Origin of the sequence: Mucilaginibacter sp. NFX135, from assembly GCF_048565145.1 — a bacterium.
GTDB lineage: Bacteria > Bacteroidota > Bacteroidia > Sphingobacteriales > Sphingobacteriaceae > Mucilaginibacter.
Window position 1 is genome coordinate 1,421,297 of the sequence record NZ_CP183412.1, and the last position, 16,982, is coordinate 1,438,278.

At 42.0% G+C, this 16,982-nt stretch carries 15 protein-coding genes and 1 tRNA gene; 7 read left to right on the plus strand and 9 right to left on the minus strand.

Going from position 1 to position 16,982, the window contains the following annotated elements; translation table 11 throughout:
* Positions 1 to 259 precede the first annotated feature (259 nt).
* The gene (locus ACNURT_RS06245) at positions 260 to 1,303 is read left to right on the plus strand and encodes a quinone-dependent dihydroorotate dehydrogenase (protein ID WP_419701008.1); all 1,044 of its coding nucleotides are present in this window, start codon (positions 260 to 262) and stop codon (positions 1,301 to 1,303) included.
* A 326-nt stretch (positions 1,304 to 1,629) separates the two neighbouring features.
* On the opposite strand, the gene ACNURT_RS06250 is transcribed toward ACNURT_RS06245, so the two are convergent.
* The 3 genes from ACNURT_RS06250 to ACNURT_RS06260 all read right to left on the minus strand — a co-directional run bounded on the left by ACNURT_RS06250 (position 1,630) and on the right by ACNURT_RS06260 (position 2,713).
* Complete coding sequence (locus tag ACNURT_RS06250) at positions 1,630 to 1,809, minus strand: spore protein (protein ID WP_370993996.1); 180 nt, start codon at positions 1,807 to 1,809, stop codon at positions 1,630 to 1,632.
* Positions 1,810 to 1,842: 33 nt separating this feature from the next.
* A tRNA-Cys gene (locus ACNURT_RS06255) sits at positions 1,843 to 1,913 on the minus strand.
* A gap of 50 nt (positions 1,914 to 1,963) precedes the next feature.
* A complete protein-coding gene (locus ACNURT_RS06260; RefSeq protein ID WP_419701009.1) occupies positions 1,964 to 2,713 on the minus strand; it encodes a TrmH family RNA methyltransferase in 750 nt (249 codons plus the stop codon).
* Here ACNURT_RS06260 and ACNURT_RS06265 point away from each other — a divergent pair.
* Complete coding sequence (locus tag ACNURT_RS06265; protein ID WP_419701010.1) at positions 2,704 to 5,076, plus strand: BamA/TamA family outer membrane protein; 2,373 nt, start codon at positions 2,704 to 2,706, stop codon at positions 5,074 to 5,076. The genes ACNURT_RS06260 and ACNURT_RS06265 overlap by 10 nt on opposite strands.
* A 172-nt stretch (positions 5,077 to 5,248) precedes the next feature.
* Here ACNURT_RS06265 and ACNURT_RS06270 read toward each other — a convergent pair whose 3' ends face one another.
* Positions 5,249 to 5,782, minus strand: coding sequence for a hypothetical protein (locus ACNURT_RS06270; protein WP_419701011.1), 534 nt, complete (start codon positions 5,780 to 5,782; stop codon positions 5,249 to 5,251).
* 192 nt (positions 5,783 to 5,974) lie between these two features.
* On the opposite strand from ACNURT_RS06270, the gene ACNURT_RS06275 reads away from it, so the two are divergent.
* Together ACNURT_RS06275 and ACNURT_RS06280 are read left to right on the plus strand one after the other, a co-directional pair.
* Positions 5,975 to 7,309 (plus strand): MutS-related protein, encoded by a 1,335-nt coding sequence (locus ACNURT_RS06275; RefSeq protein ID WP_419701012.1) that lies wholly within the window; start codon positions 5,975 to 5,977, stop codon positions 7,307 to 7,309.
* A gap of 112 nt (positions 7,310 to 7,421) precedes the next feature.
* Positions 7,422 to 7,784, plus strand: coding sequence for a hypothetical protein (locus ACNURT_RS06280; protein WP_419701013.1), 363 nt, complete (start codon positions 7,422 to 7,424; stop codon positions 7,782 to 7,784).
* A 172-nt stretch (positions 7,785 to 7,956) separates the two neighbouring features.
* Here ACNURT_RS06280 and ACNURT_RS06285 read toward each other — a convergent pair whose 3' ends face one another.
* Complete coding sequence (locus ACNURT_RS06285; RefSeq protein ID WP_419701014.1) at positions 7,957 to 8,358, minus strand: hypothetical protein; 402 nt, start codon at positions 8,356 to 8,358, stop codon at positions 7,957 to 7,959.
* 135 nt (positions 8,359 to 8,493) lie between these two features.
* Between ACNURT_RS06285 and purU the strand changes: the two genes are divergently transcribed.
* Positions 8,494 to 9,318, plus strand: coding sequence for a formyltetrahydrofolate deformylase (purU, locus tag ACNURT_RS06290; RefSeq protein ID WP_419701015.1), 825 nt, complete (start codon positions 8,494 to 8,496; stop codon positions 9,316 to 9,318).
* A gap of 260 nt (positions 9,319 to 9,578) precedes the next feature.
* Complete coding sequence (locus tag ACNURT_RS06295) at positions 9,579 to 10,457, plus strand: endonuclease/exonuclease/phosphatase family protein (RefSeq protein WP_419701016.1); 879 nt, start codon at positions 9,579 to 9,581, stop codon at positions 10,455 to 10,457.
* A gap of 40 nt (positions 10,458 to 10,497) precedes the next feature.
* Here the strand turns inward: ACNURT_RS06295 and ACNURT_RS06300 are convergent, their stop codons facing one another.
* From ACNURT_RS06300 to ACNURT_RS06315, 4 genes are all read right to left on the minus strand, one after another.
* Positions 10,498 to 11,958, minus strand: coding sequence for a glycoside hydrolase family 30 protein (locus ACNURT_RS06300; RefSeq protein WP_419701017.1), 1,461 nt, complete (start codon positions 11,956 to 11,958; stop codon positions 10,498 to 10,500).
* Between the two features lie 424 nt (positions 11,959 to 12,382).
* Complete coding sequence (locus tag ACNURT_RS06305; protein ID WP_419701018.1) at positions 12,383 to 12,769, minus strand: chorismate mutase; 387 nt, start codon at positions 12,767 to 12,769, stop codon at positions 12,383 to 12,385.
* Between the two features lie 102 nt (positions 12,770 to 12,871).
* On the minus strand, positions 12,872 to 13,234 hold the full coding sequence (locus ACNURT_RS06310; protein WP_370993985.1) for a hypothetical protein: 363 nt from the start codon (positions 13,232 to 13,234) through the stop codon (positions 12,872 to 12,874).
* Positions 13,235 to 13,245: 11 nt separating this feature from the next.
* A complete protein-coding gene (locus ACNURT_RS06315) occupies positions 13,246 to 13,851 on the minus strand; it encodes a DUF998 domain-containing protein (protein ID WP_419701019.1) in 606 nt (201 codons plus the stop codon).
* A gap of 306 nt (positions 13,852 to 14,157) precedes the next feature.
* Between ACNURT_RS06315 and ACNURT_RS06320 the strand changes: the two genes are divergently transcribed.
* Positions 14,158 to 16,932 (plus strand): ABC transporter permease, encoded by a 2,775-nt coding sequence (locus ACNURT_RS06320; protein WP_419701020.1) that lies wholly within the window; start codon positions 14,158 to 14,160, stop codon positions 16,930 to 16,932.
* Positions 16,933 to 16,982: the final 50 nt, after the last annotated feature.

Sequence of the window (16,982 nt, forward strand, 5' to 3'; positions counted from 1 at the left end):
GCGAAGCGTAAAACAACTCACCCCGGCAAACATCCTCCCGCGCGTCATTGCTGTAAGGCACGAAGCAATCTCTATGCTATACAGAGCAAACAGAATAACCTACGTTAATTGACCTGCCTGTGTAGAGATTGCTTCGTGCCTCGCAATGACGCGTGCAGAAAAGGGTTTACCCTCTTTCCACAGCAATGTCAGCAGCCTCCAAATCAAAAATCCTAAAATTCTGGTTTACACACATAAAGGAATGTGCTAACTTCGCGGCATGTATTTTTTATTAAAACCCATCCTATTCCAGTTCGATCCCGAAAAAGTACATTATTTTGTAACCCGCAACTTAAAACGGTTCAACCGTTTTCCGGGTGGAGCTACCTTGAGCAGGGCCATTTGGGATGTGAACAACCCGCGACTGGAAAGAGAGGTATTTGGCCTCCGGTTTAAAAACCCGGTAGGACTGGCAGCCGGTTTTGATAAGAATGCCGAACTCATGGGCGAAATGGCCAACATCGGTTTTGGTTTTGTAGAGATAGGCACCGTTACCCCGTTGCCACAGCCTGGTAACCCAAAAACACGGATGTTTCGCTTACCAGCAGATGGCGCGCTGATTAACCGCATGGGTTTTAACAACTTTGGTGTTGATGTGGCCGCTGAGCGGATAGCTACTTTCCGCAGAAGCGCGAAAGGAGCACAGAAAGATTTGATCATCGGCGGTAACATCGGCAAAAATAAGGTTACTCCTAACGAAGAAGCGGTTAATGATTATATCAAATGCTTTGATCGCCTGTTTGATGTGGTTGATTATTTTGTGGTAAACGTAAGTTCGCCCAATACACCAGGCCTGCGCGAACTGCAGGAAAAGGAGCCGCTGATGCATCTGCTCCATACGCTGCAACAACGCAACTCAAAAAACGGTATCAGCAGGCCAATTCTCCTGAAAATAGCTCCAGATCTCACCGATTCGCAGCTGGATGATATTGTTGATATAGTACAGCAAACCGGCATAGCGGGTATTATTGCTACCAATACAACTATTAGTCGCGAAAATTTAACTGCTGCCGAAGATTTAAAAAATGAAATGGGAGGCCTGAGTGGCAAACCATTAACCAAACGCTCAACCGAGGTGATCCGTTACCTGCATCAAAAATCTAAAGGCTCGTTCCCCATCATTGGTGTGGGTGGCATCCACTCTGCAGATGACGCGGTGGAGAAACTACAGGCCGGCGCATCGCTGGTGCAGCTGTATACCGGTTTTATTTATGAAGGGCCAGGATTAATAGGCAGGATCAATAAGAAGCTGCTAAACCGTTGATTTGTTTGATTGCGTTGATTTCGCTGATTTTTTTCTGAACCATGATTTTCACTAATTGATTATTTTTCAATGGTGTTCAAGAGGGGCTTCGCCGTTTTTAGGATTATTCGATTACCCCGATTTTCTTAAAAAATCAAAATAATCCCCAAATCCTAAAAATCATGGTTCTGACAAATAGCTGTTCTGACAAAAATCATCAGCGAAATCAACGTAATCATTTTCATCAATGGTCAAATTTCCACCCATAAAAAAATCCCACCGGTTTCTGAAACCAGCAGGATTTTATAAGATCTTTTTGAGCACAGCTAAGCGCCCAAATAGAAAAATTATTTTGCAGCAGCTGCAGCTTTTGCTAAAACTTCGTTGTTTTTAGCTATCTGGCTGTGTTTTGACTCAGCAGAACGGCTTCCGTACTCCAGGTTGGTAGCCAGTTTCAAAAACTGAACTTCTAAACGTGAAGTGGTTTTGTTTTTTCTATCTTTTCTTTTTAAACGAGTAACGCCCATGGTGTTGATATTTTAAATTTTTTTAAACCCTTGAGGTCGGGAGCGGATTCGAACCGCTGTAAAAGGTTTTGCAGACCTCTGCCTAGCCACTCGGCCACCCGACCATTTTTTAAGGACTGCAAAAATAGTAATTTATTTTTTGGAAAGCCAACATTTATTTCATTGAATTTCTTTTTATTTCAGAACAAAGTATGGCCGTTGCAATTGCCACGTTCAATGATTCGGCATTTCCGGCCTTGGGGATGGTTACGGCGCTGGTTATCAGTTGCTCAACAGCGGCGCTGATGCCGTTCCCTTCGTTGCCCATCACCAGCAGGCCTTCGGCGCCAAAATTGGTGTTATACATATTGTGCCCGTTGAGCATAGCGCCAAATATGGGAAGCTTGATCTGCGGCAGCACGCTTAAAAGATCAGCATAATGCACATTCACGCGCGCCAGCGAACCCATGGTAGCCTGTACTACTTTGGGATTATATACGTCGACCGTGTCTTCCGAGCAGATAATATCCTGTATACCAAACCAATCGGCTGTACGGATGATGGTGCCCATATTGCCCGGATCCTGCACGTTATCCAGCACCAGCGAGAATTTTTTTTCGAGTGCTTTGTAATTTAATATCGGCCATATTGGTATCTTGACCAAACCAATTACCTCCTGCGGTGTTTTCAGGGAGCTGATTTTTTGGAGTTCATTTAATGAAATTTCCTGAAAGTTTATTTTTCGGGATAAATTCAGCAATTTTGGAGCAATTGCAGGGGTATGGTATATGGTATCAACCTGGTAAGCAGAGTTTATAAATTCCGTAACCGATTTGTAGCCCTCAACCATAAATAAGCCATGTTCCCTGCGGAACTTTTTATGTTGTAAGGATGATAATAAACTGATTTGTGATTTTGAAAGCATATATAAACCCTGCTGTTTTCCGCCTTACAATATTAAGTATTTTGCTGCTCATTATCGGATCGGGCTGCAGCAGCACCCGTGGTTTAAAAAAAGACCAGATAATTGTGCGCAAAATTACCATTAAAGGTATTGATAAGGAATTTGCCGAAACTGCTGTAAATTATGTAGATAAAGAACAGCAGCCCAATAACTGGCTCAATCTGCAATTTTATTATACTTTCAATAAAAACGGCAAACGCAATTTTGGCGAAACACCTTCCATCCTGGATAGTAACCTGGTGGAGTTTTCACGTGGCCAGATAGAAAAATATATCCGGAACCGCGGGTATCTGAAAGCTACGGTAAAGGACAGCATTTTAGTTAAAAAACAAAAAGCCGAATTGGTTTTTACCGCCCAGGAGGGGCCTATGTTTCGTGTAAGGAAGGTATCAGATAGTATTGCCGATAAAAAAGTTAAAACTTTATTTGATGCCAACCGAAATAAGATCTCCCATATTTCGCCGGGGGCGCGTTTTGATACCGATAGCCTGGCTCATGACAGGGATGAGCTTTACGCGCTGATGAAACGGAATGGCTACTTTGATTTTTACCGGCAATATGTGAGCTTTGATTACGACTCTACCTTTAATAATAGTGTGGTTGATGTTAAAATGATCGTTGATAATCCGCCGGGAAAAAAGGAACATCCTCTTTACTGGATCAATAATACACTGGTTACCATTTCGCGGAGCAGCGGGCGTACAACAGGTAAAGTGGATACCATACAGGTTGATTCGCAGTTTAGGTTTGTTGATTTCTCTGGCCGTTTTAAGCCACGGGTGGTAAAAGATTATACCTTTCAGCACAAGAATGATCTTTACAATGCAGATAATCAAACCCTTACCACAGCCCGGCTTTCGGAATTAGGTGTGTTTCGTAATGTGCCCAACCCTACTTATGAAAAACTGCCCGACAGTAGTCACCGGCTTAATACCAAAATTGATATCGTACCGCTCAAAAAAATGTCGGACCGGGTAGAGGGTGAGGTCCTGTTTAGTGGCGGGCGTTTTGGTTATAACATAGGTAATACCTTTACCAACCGTAACCTGTTTAAACAGGCCGCTATTTTACAGGTAAAATTAAACTGGAGTATTTTATTTGATAACGGGCGCAGCATCCAAAACCAGGAACTAAGAGCTGGGGTTAACCTTATTTACCCCCGTATTTTAACCCCGTTTAATTTTCCGTTGTTAGGTAAATTCGGTGTGCCTCATACTACCTTCTCCAGCAACTATTCGCTGTTTTACCAAAAAGGCATTGTGCGGCGCGAAAGCTTTATTAACTCTGTGAGCTACGATTTTTTTGAAACCGGTCGTAAGCAACATACTATTACACCTATCAGTATTGAGTTTTCGCGGGGTATACTTGACCCGGTTGCCATGGATACCCTGATTAAACAAAACAGGCAATCCTATATAAAATTAATTGGCCGTACCACGTTTACAACAGGCAGCCAGTACACCTTTCAGTATAACGCCATTGAATTAAACTCTTATAAGAACTTTATGTATTTCCGTGGCAGTTTAGATATCGGGGGCAATTTTCTGAGCCTGGCAAGCAGCGTGTTTAATGCGCCGAGAGACGCGGATAATGAACGTAAAATTTTTGGTTATACTTTTTCGCAATATGCCAAAACCGAACTCGATCTGCGTATTTACAAAACACTGGGCGGAGAGCGGCAATTTATATTCCGCATTAACCCGGGTATCGGCATCCCTTACGGTAACAGTAACCAGTTGATATTTGAAAAAAACTTTTATACAGGCGGCGCTAACGATATCCGTGCCTGGTTACCCCGTACCCTGGGGCCCGGACAGTTTAACCGCGGAACTTATTATGGAACCGATACTACCAATCGTGCAGGTTTAAAATATCTTGATCAGTTTGGCGAAATAAAAATAATAGGCAATGCCGAGTACCGGTATACACTCGCTAATAACCTTTGGGGAGCCAAACTAAAAGGAGCCATATTTATGGATGCCGGTAACGTATGGCGCCTGGGTAAAAAGGCCGAAAACCCCGGCGGCGAATTCAGGTTTGATAACCTGTTACAATCAACAGCTATTGGTATTGGTACAGGCCTGCGGTTCGATCTCGGCTTCTTCATCTTCAGGCTCGATGCGGCATTTAAATTTAAAGATCCTCAGTTTAACGGCTCCGATCAATGGGTGCTGATCAAACACTTTGGCGAATTATTTAAATCGGGCGAATTTAAGGAAGCCTATTTAAAAGCCAACAAAACCAGCACCGACAGCAAGGGCAAAATACAGGGCGACAGCTACAACTTTATGCAGCTAAACTTTGGTGTCGGACTGCCGTTTTAATGAGTGAATTATTGAGTTAGTGAATTAGTGATTTAAGATAATTACTGAGTTATTGAATTAGTGATTTAAGCTAATTATTGGATTACTGATTTATTGAATTCTTTTTGTCTGAATCAGAATTTTGGAATTAACAGAATTTGCACATCTGCACATTCACATATCCGCACATCTACTAAAACATTCCCTTCAGTCCGTCAATAATACTCTCAAAAAAAGTAGGCATACTCAAGCCGTTGTGGTAGTTAAAATACAGGAATATGCAGAGTATGATCACCGCTATAATTATAAACCGCTTAAACATATAAGCCAGCAGCGCCAGTGCCAACGGAATGGCCACCAGGAAGATCCAGCTGATATGGAAGGGGCTTAATTTACTATCGTGCTTATAAATATAATAGAGTATGGCGTGTGTGCCGCTGTCATTCATGTGTTTGGCATATAAAAAGCTGGAGCGATCAAGCTTATGGCGATAAAAGGCGGTCCCTTTTTCAAATTTCAATTGTTCCTGAAAACCGTTCATTACAAAGGTGAATACCCCATTTACATCTTCCTGAATCACACCTGCGGTATCGGTAGCAACCACTGCAACCTCATCAACAGCAAAGGGGTTTTCTTTTACAACAAAGTGGTTAATGGCGATGGATTTTGCAAAGCCAAAGCCCTGGGCGGCCATAAAAAGGCACACTAAAAGGAATAGTTTCTTCATTTTTTTAATTAGCCGGTTATGTTTACCGTATAAAAATGTACGCAATAAAAATAGTGTTTTAAAGCGGTCGGTTCAAGAAATATATGCTTGCAATTAATACCCTTGCAAATTTTAATTAAATAATACAGGCACCGAAAACTACAATTTTATTTTGGGCGTTGATGTTAAGCAACAACGCTTATCAACATTTATATGAATTTCGATATAGACAGACAAACACTAAATGATCTGGCCATATTTCAAAATAACAATTCCCGCCAATCGGTATGTGGTCTTTTCGGCCAAACAAATACCATTGGTGGTAATGAAATGTTGCTGGATATGTTCAACAAACCGCTCGTTGATCCTGTTCACATCAAGGAAAGAGTAGCAGTGTTTTTGTATTTGGAGGAACATCATATTAAAATCAGCTTTAATAGAAACGATTATGATTTTGTTGAATTTTATTTAAGAAAGCATGATCAGGCCAACCTATTTTCAGGTATAACCGGGTTTCTGGAAAAAATCATATACGCGTTTAAGTTTAATAATAGTGATTATTATGTAATTAAAACCGGCATAGAAAGCGCACTGTTGATATTGGATAGCTTAATCAAATTTGCTGAGGCCTTACAGTCTGATCTGCCTAAACAACTACAGGAATTCCGCCGCACTATTTTAAGCACTTTCCAGCCGGCGGAATTTGCATGGCTAAAACAATTGATCAGGAAACCCAATCGCAACGTTGCGGATATGGCGAAGGCTGATCGCTTTTTCAGACAGATAGCGTATGAGCAAATGAAGACTTTGCTAAATGTTGCGTATCAGTTAGATGTTTATCAATCTGTGAGCCTGAGCGGTAAGGCCCTTGGTTTTACATTTCCGGTAATTAATGAAAATAGCGCAGGGGGATTAACTATTGAAGGTTTATTCCATCCATTTATTGCTAATCCAATAAGTAACGACATCGAATTTAATGCCGGCAAAAATGTTTGTTTTATTACCGGTACCAATATGGCCGGAAAATCATCCATGCTTAAAGCCATTGGAATTGCTATTTATTTATCTCAGATAGGCTTTCCTGTGCCTGCAAAACGTATGGTGACTTCCGCATTTAAAGGTTTAATTACCACCATAAACTTAGCCGACGATGTGGAACAAGGACATAGCCATTTTTATAAAGAAGTATTGCGGGTTAAGCACGTGGCCAAAAAATTAAATGAGTCAAAAGATATGTTCGTGATTTTTGACGAACTGTTCAGGGGGACAAATGTTAAAGATGCCTATGACGCTTCTTTGGCCATCATTGCTGCCTTTGCCGAAGTGAAAACCTGTTTTTTTGTAGTTTCTACGCATATTGTTGAGGTTGCTCATGAATTATCATCTATTAAAAATATTAATTTCAGATACATGGAAACTATTTTTGAAGATACCAACCCGGTAAACAGTTACAAATTAAAAGAGGGCATTACTGAAGAGCGATTAGGCATGTGGATAGTAAAAAACGAAGGGATCCTGGAAATCATAAAAAGCGCTTTAAAATCTTAGCATGTCTTAGGCTCACGATGCCTCAATAATTTACAATGCCATTATACCTGCTTCATCACTAAAATAGCAAAATGTATTAGCTTAGCAGCCATTGCAAACACCGCTCAATAAAATGATCAAAGCATATAAACTATATACCGGGACCGACGGTAATTCGCACATACAAACGGGCAGCGTGGCCGAAGCTCAGTTTAACGAGGCCTCGGCAGTCCGGTTCCAGGAATCGCCGCCACATTCATTCTTCGATTGGCATAATGCGCCAACCAACCAATACGTGATCACCCTGTTAGGTACATTGGAGTTTGAGACCCGCACAGGCGAAACTTTTATACTGAAACCCGGCGAAATACTGATAGCTACCGATACTACCGGCACCGCCCACAAATGGCGCCTGATCAACGACGAGCCCTGGCGCCGCGTTTACGTAACATTTGAGCAGGAAAATCAGGTGAATTTTATACCGGATGCTGTTTAAGTTCGAAGTTTTTTGGGGAAATAAAAAGCTGTCATTTCGAACGAGGTACGAGGAGAAATCTTCTTCGACACGCAATTGTCGCTTTGTAAACAGCAGAAGATTTCTCTTTCGCACAACGCTCGTGCCCGCCTATGCTCTATCGAAATGACAGCCTTTCTTTAAAGCTTTGAGACTATTTTATCCTCACGTAAGTATTATTGTATCCATCGCTTATGGATATATCGTAGAGGTATAGGGTGTCATTTCTGATCAGTAAGGATTGGTCAAACCTATTGCCTGTTTTGAATACGTCGATAGTTGTGCCGCCATATTTATAATTCCTGATGATAGAGAATTTGCCTTGCATAGCCACCGTATCTTTTCTGTAAAAACGAAAAGTGCTATCGTCATTAAATTGGTAGCGTTGAGTAAAACCGGCGCTTTGCGGTGTTATAGTAAAACCACCTATACCACCTGTTGATTTAACCCAGCGCCATTGCCCCATGACGGAAGTTGACGTAGGAAGTTTGTCTTTTTTGCAGGAGCTCGCGCCGCATAGTGTAAGCGCTATAAGCATTAATGAAAATTGTTTCATACTGTAAGGTTTATATACTAATTACGATATGCGCCGGTTAAACGATACACCGGGCTGATTTTAAACCATATAATTGTTTGTATAAATGATACCTGTTTGTAAATTACGCGCAAATTCTTTTTGTACCCTGATACTATGATTATTGTTATTCAATGTAAAGACCAGGTTGGTTTGGTAGGTTCCATAGCTACCATATTGGCTCAACATCAGCTCAATATCGTTTCCATGCGCGAACATGTGGATAAAGCCGAAAATATTTTTTTTGTACGCCTGGAGGTAGAGGATGGAAACACCGATGGATTGGAGGATACATTGAAAGATATATTACCAGCAGGAGCTATTATATCGGTAAACCCTACCCCACATAAAAAAATAGTGGTGATGGTAACCAAAGAGTACCATTGCCTGGCTGATATACTCATCCGTAATTATTTTAAAACCCTGGGTGCAGCGGTGCAATGTGTAATTGGTAACCATGCCACCTTGCAGGATATTTGCGAGCGCTTTGATATGCCCTTTTACCACCTGTCGCATGAGCAATATGGCCGGGAAGAGCTGGAGCAGCAAATGGCTGATGTGATACAGCAATATGCGCCGGATTACATTGTATTAGCCAAATTCATGCGTATCCTGTCGCCGGCGTTTGTAGCCCGGTTCCCAATGCGGATCATTAATATCCATCATTCGTTTTTGCCTGCATTTATTGGAGCCAACCCTTATAAGCAAGCCTTTGAACGTGGTGTGAAGTTGATAGGCGCTACAGCTCATTTTGTATCCAACGAACTTGACGAAGGGCCTATCATTGCCCAGCAGATCATCCCGGTAAATCATTCGTTTACGGCTGCTACCATGGTAAAAGCCGGTCAGGAAATTGAAACGGCTGTATTGGCCAATGCCCTTAAACTGGTTATTGAGGATCGTGTTTTTGTTTACGGGAACAAAACGGTTGTTTTTGGATAAGAAATTGATTGTTATACCGAACTGCAAAACGGGATGTCATGGTGAGCCGTCGAACCATGGTGGGCAGGCCTCTGCGCACGAGTCTTCGACAAACTCAGACGGACAGGCCTTTTTTATGTTTTACAGTTTTACAACCTGATTTGCCTGTGAGGTCCCGAAATAAATCCGGGATGACTTTGTGATTATTTATTTAGGTAATTAACGCCTGTTTAATAAGCAGACTGTATTTTTGCTATCTATAAACATCTGTTAAAACTATCATGAAAAAACTCCTGCTTCTTTTAATCCTGGCTATTGTTACCTGCACGGCCAGCTTTGCCCAGCAATTTACGGTGGCTTCCTACAATATGCGTAATGATAACCCCAGTAATGACGATTCGCTACGCGGTAATGGCTGGAAACAACGTCTGCCTGTAATTGTAAAACTCATCCGGTTTCATGACTTTGATATATTTGGCACCCAGGAATGCCTTATCCACCAGTTACAGGGCCTTAAAGCCAGCATGCCCAATTATGCCTATACCGGCATAGGCAGGGATGATGGCAAAACCGAAGGCGAGTTTTCGGCCATTTTTTATAAAACCACAAAGTTTAAACTGTTAGCTCACGGCGATTTTTGGCTGGCCCCCATTACTAATAAGCCAAATAAAGGCTGGGATGCCGCTTTGCCGCGCATTTGTTCATGGGGATCTTTTCAAGAGATCAAAACGGGTTATAAATTCTACTACTTTAACCTGCATATGGATCATATTGGTGTGGTTGCCCGCAGGGAGAGCGCTAAACTGGTTTTAACCAAGATCAAAGCCATTGCCGGTAAAGCCCCGGTTATATTTTCGGGCGATTTTAATGTCGATCAAACTTCTGATAGTTATGCGGTTATCAATAACTCAGGTACCTTAAAAGATGCTTATGAGCTATCGCCGATAAAATATGCGGAGAATGGTACATTCAATGATTTTAACGCCAATACCAAAACCGCCGCACGCATCGACCATATATTTTTAACTAAGGATTTTACCGTAAAAAGGTATGGGATACTGACCGACAGTTATAGGGGAAAAGCAAAGGGGAGTGATAAATACGAGGCCAAACTTCCGTCGGACCATTTCCCGGTAATGATAGTGGTGGATCATAAATGACCCACCACACCAGAGATATAGTTGATTAGTATAAGGCTTTTTATTCTACTATAAGCGTAGCGATGGAGTGCGGCAAGCTGGTTGTTTTAGCGGCTTTGCCTTTGATCCATAAATAGTATTCAATTTTTTCGTCGGTTTTATTCATTACCACTACGGCCAGTTTACCATCGGTATTGAGGTAGGCAGTGGTTAACAGTTTATCTCTGCTGGCTACCGCGCTTACACGTTTAGCACCTGGGCGGATAAATTTAGAGAAGTGACCCAGGTAATAGTATGAGCTGGTGTAGATCAGATTACCGGTTTGCGTATCGGCATGTACCGGCGCAAAGCAAAAGTTGCCAACGTGATTTGGTCCGCCTTTTTCATCAAGCAAAACGTTCCAGTCGGTCCAGGCTACGGTGCCGGCGTTAAAATCATTGATCATGGATAGGCCGTATCTCTCGCCCATGGCCCAGTCGTTAATTTTAGCAAAATCATACTTTTCAATACAGCCCTCTGTAAAGATCAGGTTTTTATCAGGGAATGATTCGTGCACACGGCGGGTGCTTTCGAATTGTTGACCGGCACCGGTCCAGGTCTCATACCAGTGGAAACCTACACCCCAGATGTATTTGGCAGCCTCAGGGTCCTCTAAAATGGTGCTGGCACGCTGATAAAGCAAATCGCGGTTATGATCCCAAACGATCAGTTTCTTTTCGGCTAAGCCTTGTTTGTGCAGGGTTGGGCCCAGGAAGTTCTTTACAAAATCGCGTTCTTCACCGGCAGTGAACATACATGACTCCCAGCTTTGTTTAGCCATAGGCTCGTTCTGTACCGAAAGGCCCCATACCGGGATGCCTTCTTTTTCGTAAGCTTTTATAAATTTCACAAAGAAATTGGCCCAGCTTTGGTCAAACTCTGGTTTTAGTTTACCGCCGTGCAGTACATCATTATTATCTTTCATGAAAGCCGGCGGGCTCCATGGCGAAACAAACAGGTTTAATTTGCCGCCAGCTGCCGCCATAGCGGCTTTGATAAAAGGTATACGGTAAGTTTTATCATGACTGATGTCGAATGTTTTCAGATCGGCATCGCCTTCTTTTACGTAACTATAGCTCGCGCTCGAGAAATCGCAGCTTTGAATATTGGTACGTGCCATGGTATAACCAATACCTTTGTCCTTATCGTAATAGGCGGTCAAAAACTCTTTTTGTTTATCTTTTGGTAGTTTAGCGAATACCTCGGCCGAGGCATCGGTTAAGGCGCCACCAATGCCCAGCATGGTTTGGAATGTTTTAGCCGGATCAACAAAAACAGATACCTCGGTTTCGCCGGGTTGTGGTTTATCCGTAAACTGAAGTGTTTCGGTTGGTGTAAGCTTATAACCTGCCTCTTTTTCAGATACAATTACCTTTACCGATTTGTTGCTGACAGAAAACGGAGCTGTACCCTGGGCATTTACAAAGCCAGCTTTTACAAGGCCGCCTGCTATAAGACAGGCAATTAAAAGTTTTTTCTTCATGGATTTATATAATAGAATACCGGTTTGAATAACGCTGAAAATGGACGTTTCCGGCAATCCAAATTTATTAAAGTTAATGAGAATAAAGCAAAAAGAACAATATAAATAATTGATTTATAATAACTTGATATGAAATTGATACGGTTTAATACCAGACTTGACTTATGGTGAAAAATCTCATAATCAGCCTGTTCTGATCAAGGTAAGCGTACCGGAATTAAATTTTGATGCGCTTAAATACAAAATTTTGATGGTGATTAAATAAGACACTTTTGATGGTTTAAATAGCCAATGGGGATGTCACCCAGAGCTCCGTCGAAGGGTCGAGTGCAAAGGCCTGCCCACCATGGTTCGATGGAGCTCCATGACACCCTCTTGTTTGGGTGAGTGTCTTTTGCTATTGTACTGTCTGTATTTGGATCAACTACTTTTGCACCTTGATCTCTTCCTCAATCCGAAGGCTTTCTTTGTGGATGGCATTCATCAGTTCGGTTACAAAAGTTTCTGATAAGCCCTCCTTTTTACCAGCCTCAATGCTTTTTTCAATCACCTGCTTAAAACGGTCGGCCTGCAATGCCGGGATATTGTTCTGAGCCTTGTAAACACCAATTTCCTTTACCACCCTTTCGCGCTCGCCCAGCAGGGCTATCAATGCCTTATCAAGCGAGTCGATCTTTTTGCGGCTTATCTGCAAGGTTTGGTCGTTGCCTTTTGGGGTTTTCATCGGGGCTGTTTGTGCGCTAACTAAACTATAACTAAACAGGGATACTAATAAAAAGCCAAATGCGCGGCTATACAATTTTATTTTCATGCTTTTTTAACCAATAAACCCATTAATTATTGTCAATGTTTTCAATTATGCATAAAAAAAGCAGGCTTAATTTAAACCTGCTTTCCATTTAGCTTTTATCCTTTACCGGCCATCGGCGTTGTGACCGTGTTTAATCATGTCTTTAACCGCCTGAGCCAAAAATTCCTTATCGGTTTCGTTAAGCATGGTTTTTTTGCCATCGTCATTTAGTTCATAAGTGATCTTTCCGTTGTGATCACTCTCGGCAATTAACTGTTTGTCATCCCTTGAGTATTTTACATAACCGTTTGGCGAAATACTTTGAATGCCGGTACCATCGGCGGTAAAATAGGTTTGGCCTACATACTCTATTTTTACGGTGCTGCCGTTGCCGTTTTCCATAATGGTGGTATGCCTTTTGCCAAACCTGCAGGCGGTTACGGATAGGAGGATACCAATAGCCGTGATTAATTGTAGTTTTTTCATGATATAAATTTTTAGTGATTTAAAAGTTGTTGATTTTCCTGTAACGAAACAAGCCTGATGAGCCCGATGCTAAGACCCGTGAACCATACCGACCAGCCCAAATGCGCGAACCTTTGAATAAGGCCCGGATAGGTATTTTCAATAGCGGGTACAAAGCGTAAAAATATCAGCAGCATAAGGGCCAGGCCCAGCAATGAAGATATTCTTACTGATACCAGTTCTTTTTTACCTCTCCATAAAATAGCAACCAATAATGCGCCCAGGAACAATATAAAAAATACAGGCCCTGTGGCCGAATGCAGGTGGTTGCCCAAATGAAACATGGCTGCCCAGCCCATCATAAAAGTAAACGCGGGCAAGGTAAATACCGGGATAATGTTAAGGCCTAATTGTTTGCAGGCGCCATACACTCCCATTATAAAAAACATACTCAAAATGGCGCCGAACATGGTTAGGGTAGCCATTAAAGGTTCAGATGGGGAGCCTATTGCCCCAAGCTCGCTCACCGTACCACTCAGATGGTTATAATGACCATGGATAAAACCACAAATGATGGTCGACCCCCAAAAAACTATGGGAATAAGGATGCCGGTATATAGTAATGTTTTGATATTCATGATGCCGCTAAGGTTAAAAATTAAAACAAATATATACAAAACATGGTACTATACAATACATAGTACTATATATTTAAAAATAATTTTTAGACTGTAACCTAAGCGCTTGAAAGCGGGTCAAATAACACCAGATGCCATACTATACTAAACGGATAGGATAAATGGCCCAAAATCGAACAACCTGTGCGAAAACGGACGATTTAATTGATGGTTATTGTAGTTAAAATTTTGTAAATGAGTTATTTAAAGTAATGGCATGCCTTTTAGTATAAATAAGCACTATCTATAAATTAAGTTGTTGCCAATATGAACACGGAAGACCGTATCTGGAACCTGGTAATAAAAAAGCTAACCCACGAAGCATCCGGGCAGGAGCTGCAGGAACTGAACGCGCTGCTCAAGGAAAATCCGGACTTTAATAATAGCGTGAGATTTATGCTGGAATGGTGGCAGCCCGGAACAGCGCAGGAGTCCGGGGATTACAGCTATTTCCTTTTTAAAAAGATATTAAAGCGCATTAAAGAAGCCGAAGCGAATGCCCAGGCAACTAACCCTTATAAAGAAATAAAGACCGGTAATTCAGAATCAGGCTTTAAAAAAAAAGTACTAAGCCATCCAATTGATCACTATGTAAGCTATATCACCATGATAAAAAATTATTTAAAAATTGCATTCAGGCAATTGCTCAAACAGAAAATGTACGCGGCTATCAAGGTGGGGGGATTTGCGCTGAGCATTGCCGCCTGTTTGCTTATCGCCTTATATATACGGGAGGAAATGAGCTTTGACAAAAGCTACCCGGATAGCGATCGTATTTACAGGATTGTTGGGCAATATAATATGGACAATATTCATGAAAAAGGAGTTGATTGGCCGGCAGTAATGGGTAAAACGCTCAAATCTGATTTTCCGGAAGTAGAAAAATTTGGCCGGCTGATGCCTAATTCACTTTTTTGGGGTGCCGGCAGCAATGAGTTGAAGCGGAGCGATGCGCCCGAAAATACCCATGAGGATGGTTTCGCTTATGCCGATCAGTCGCTGATTGATATATTAAAGCTGCCCATGGTTTATGGTGATGCCGCCCATGCGCTTAGCGAACCTTATACCATGTTGATATCAAAAAGCAAGGCCGATAAATACTTCCCAGGCCAAAACCCGGTTGGCAAGGTCATGTATCTTAACAATAATAAAAGCAGAGCTTATAAAATTGGCGCGGTGATGCAGGATCTCCCAACGACGTCGCACCTGCATCAATATAACTTTTTATTAACGCTTGCAGGCATTGAATTTTGGAAAGGCGAACAGACTACCTGGGGAGCAAGTAATTACCATGTTTACGTTACACTAAAACCGGGAACTGATGTTCCCCGCTTTAACAAAAAGGTAACCGATGGGTTAATTAACAATTATTATATCCCGGATATGGTAAAAAATGGAGATAAAAATGCTTCGAAAATTGCAGGTGCATTAAGCATGTATGCGCAGAATATCGCCGATATCAATCTCAGGTCATATGATATTCACGATGGCATGTCGCATGGCGATATCCGTTTTATTTGGTTATTTGGAGCTGTTGCGGGCTTTATATTGGTTATAGCCTGTATCAATTTTATCAATCTGTCTACCGCCAAATCGGCCAACCGGGCTAAGGAAGTTGGTTTGCGCAAAGTAGTGGGTTCACAACGCAGTGGTTTGATCCAGCAGTTCTTAACGGAGTCATTGCTGTACAGCTTCTTTTCTTTCGTGCTTGGTTTAATCTTGGCTATTATACTGTTGCCTTATTTTAATGTATTGGCATCAAAATCCTTAACTATACCCTGGCAGCAATGGTGGTTGTTACCAACAGTGCTGATATCGGCTGTTGTAGTTGGTGTGGTTGCGGGAATTTACCCGGCATTTTATCTTTCGGGCTTTAAACCTGCCGAAGTATTAAAAGGTAAGCTAAGTTCAGGCAGCAGAAGCTCAGGGCTGCGTAATGGATTGGTGGTTTTTCAGTTCACCACATCCATCATTTTAATCATCAGCACTTTTATTATCTATAACCAGATGCAATTCATTCTTAATAAAAAGGTTGGTTTTGAGAAAGACCAGGTAGTGATGATACAAGGCACCAATACCCTGGATAACGCGGTAAAGAACTTTAAGGATGAGCTGTTAAAATTGCCGGCAGTAAAAAGCGTATCGATCAGCGATTTTCTTCCGGTAGCCGGTACCAAGCGCAATGGAAACCCATTTTATAATGAAGGAAAAGTTAAAACAGAAGCTTCAGTTGGTGGTCAGTTTTGGGATGTTGATGCCGATTACATAAAAACTTTCGGAATGAAGCTGGTTGCCGGCCGGGATTTTAACCCAGCCATGAAAACCGATTCGCAGGCGGTTATCATTAATCAAACCCTGGCCAAAAGACTTAATCTTAAAAATGCAGTAGGTAAAAGGATCAGCAATGGCGGAAACCCGATGCTGGTGATAGGTGTAGTACAGGATTTTAATTTTGAATCGCTGCGCGACGGGATAGAGCCTTTGGTGATGCATTTAGAAAACAGCAATTCCATCGTATCAGTAAAAGTAAAAACCGGCGATATGAAAAATACATTGGCCGAGATCACCAGGACCTGGAAATCTTTTTCGCCCAACCAGCCTATACGGTATTCTTTTATGGATGAGCGTTTTGCCAACATGTATGCCGATGTGCAACGCATGGGTCGCATATTTACCAGTTTTGCCATCCTGGCTATTATTATAGCCTGCCTGGGCCTGTTTGCTCTTGCCGCCTATATGGCCGAGCAGCGGAGCAAGGAGATAGGTATCCGCAAGGTGCTGGGTGCAAGTATTGGCAACATCACTACACTGCTATCCCTTAATTTTATAAAGCTGGTATTTATTGCCATTATTATAGCATCGCCTATAGCCTGGTGGGCCATGACCAAATGGCTGCAGGATTTTACCTACCGCATTCCTATTGGCTGGGAGGTATTTGTATTTGCAGGGGTAGTTGCCATTGCAATAGCCCTGTTTACGGTGAGCTTTCAATCTATCAAAGCGGCCATTGCCAACCCTATCAAAAGTCTCAGAAGCGAATAACCCATCTTAACCTATCATAAAAAAAACAGCCCCGGTTTGTCCGGGGCTGT

What these genes read in the sequence shown, in the direction of transcription:
- ACNURT_RS06245 (WP_419701008.1), top strand. Translation starts at nt 260, where the DNA reads ATGTATTTTTTATTAAAACCCATCCTATTCCAGTTCGATCCCGAAAAA.
- ACNURT_RS06250 (WP_370993996.1), bottom strand. Translation starts at nt 1,809, where the DNA reads ATGGGCGTTACTCGTTTAAAAAGAAAAGATAGAAAAAACAAAACCACT.
- ACNURT_RS06260 (WP_419701009.1), bottom strand. Translation starts at nt 2,713, where the DNA reads ATGCTTTCAAAATCACAAATCAGTTTATTATCATCCTTACAACATAAA.
- ACNURT_RS06270 (WP_419701011.1), bottom strand. Translation starts at nt 5,782, where the DNA reads ATGAAGAAACTATTCCTTTTAGTGTGCCTTTTTATGGCCGCCCAGGGC.
- ACNURT_RS06275 (WP_419701012.1), top strand. Translation starts at nt 5,975, where the DNA reads ATGAATTTCGATATAGACAGACAAACACTAAATGATCTGGCCATATTT.
- ACNURT_RS06280 (WP_419701013.1), top strand. Translation starts at nt 7,422, where the DNA reads ATGATCAAAGCATATAAACTATATACCGGGACCGACGGTAATTCGCAC.
- ACNURT_RS06285 (WP_419701014.1), bottom strand. Translation starts at nt 8,358, where the DNA reads ATGAAACAATTTTCATTAATGCTTATAGCGCTTACACTATGCGGCGCG.
- purU (WP_419701015.1), top strand. Translation starts at nt 8,494, where the DNA reads ATGATTATTGTTATTCAATGTAAAGACCAGGTTGGTTTGGTAGGTTCC.
- ACNURT_RS06295 (WP_419701016.1), top strand. Translation starts at nt 9,579, where the DNA reads ATGAAAAAACTCCTGCTTCTTTTAATCCTGGCTATTGTTACCTGCACG.
- ACNURT_RS06300 (WP_419701017.1), bottom strand. Translation starts at nt 11,958, where the DNA reads ATGAAGAAAAAACTTTTAATTGCCTGTCTTATAGCAGGCGGCCTTGTA.
- ACNURT_RS06305 (WP_419701018.1), bottom strand. Translation starts at nt 12,769, where the DNA reads ATGAAAATAAAATTGTATAGCCGCGCATTTGGCTTTTTATTAGTATCC.
- ACNURT_RS06310 (WP_370993985.1), bottom strand. Translation starts at nt 13,234, where the DNA reads ATGAAAAAACTACAATTAATCACGGCTATTGGTATCCTCCTATCCGTA.
- ACNURT_RS06315 (WP_419701019.1), bottom strand. Translation starts at nt 13,851, where the DNA reads ATGAATATCAAAACATTACTATATACCGGCATCCTTATTCCCATAGTT.
- ACNURT_RS06320 (WP_419701020.1), top strand. Translation starts at nt 14,158, where the DNA reads ATGAACACGGAAGACCGTATCTGGAACCTGGTAATAAAAAAGCTAACC.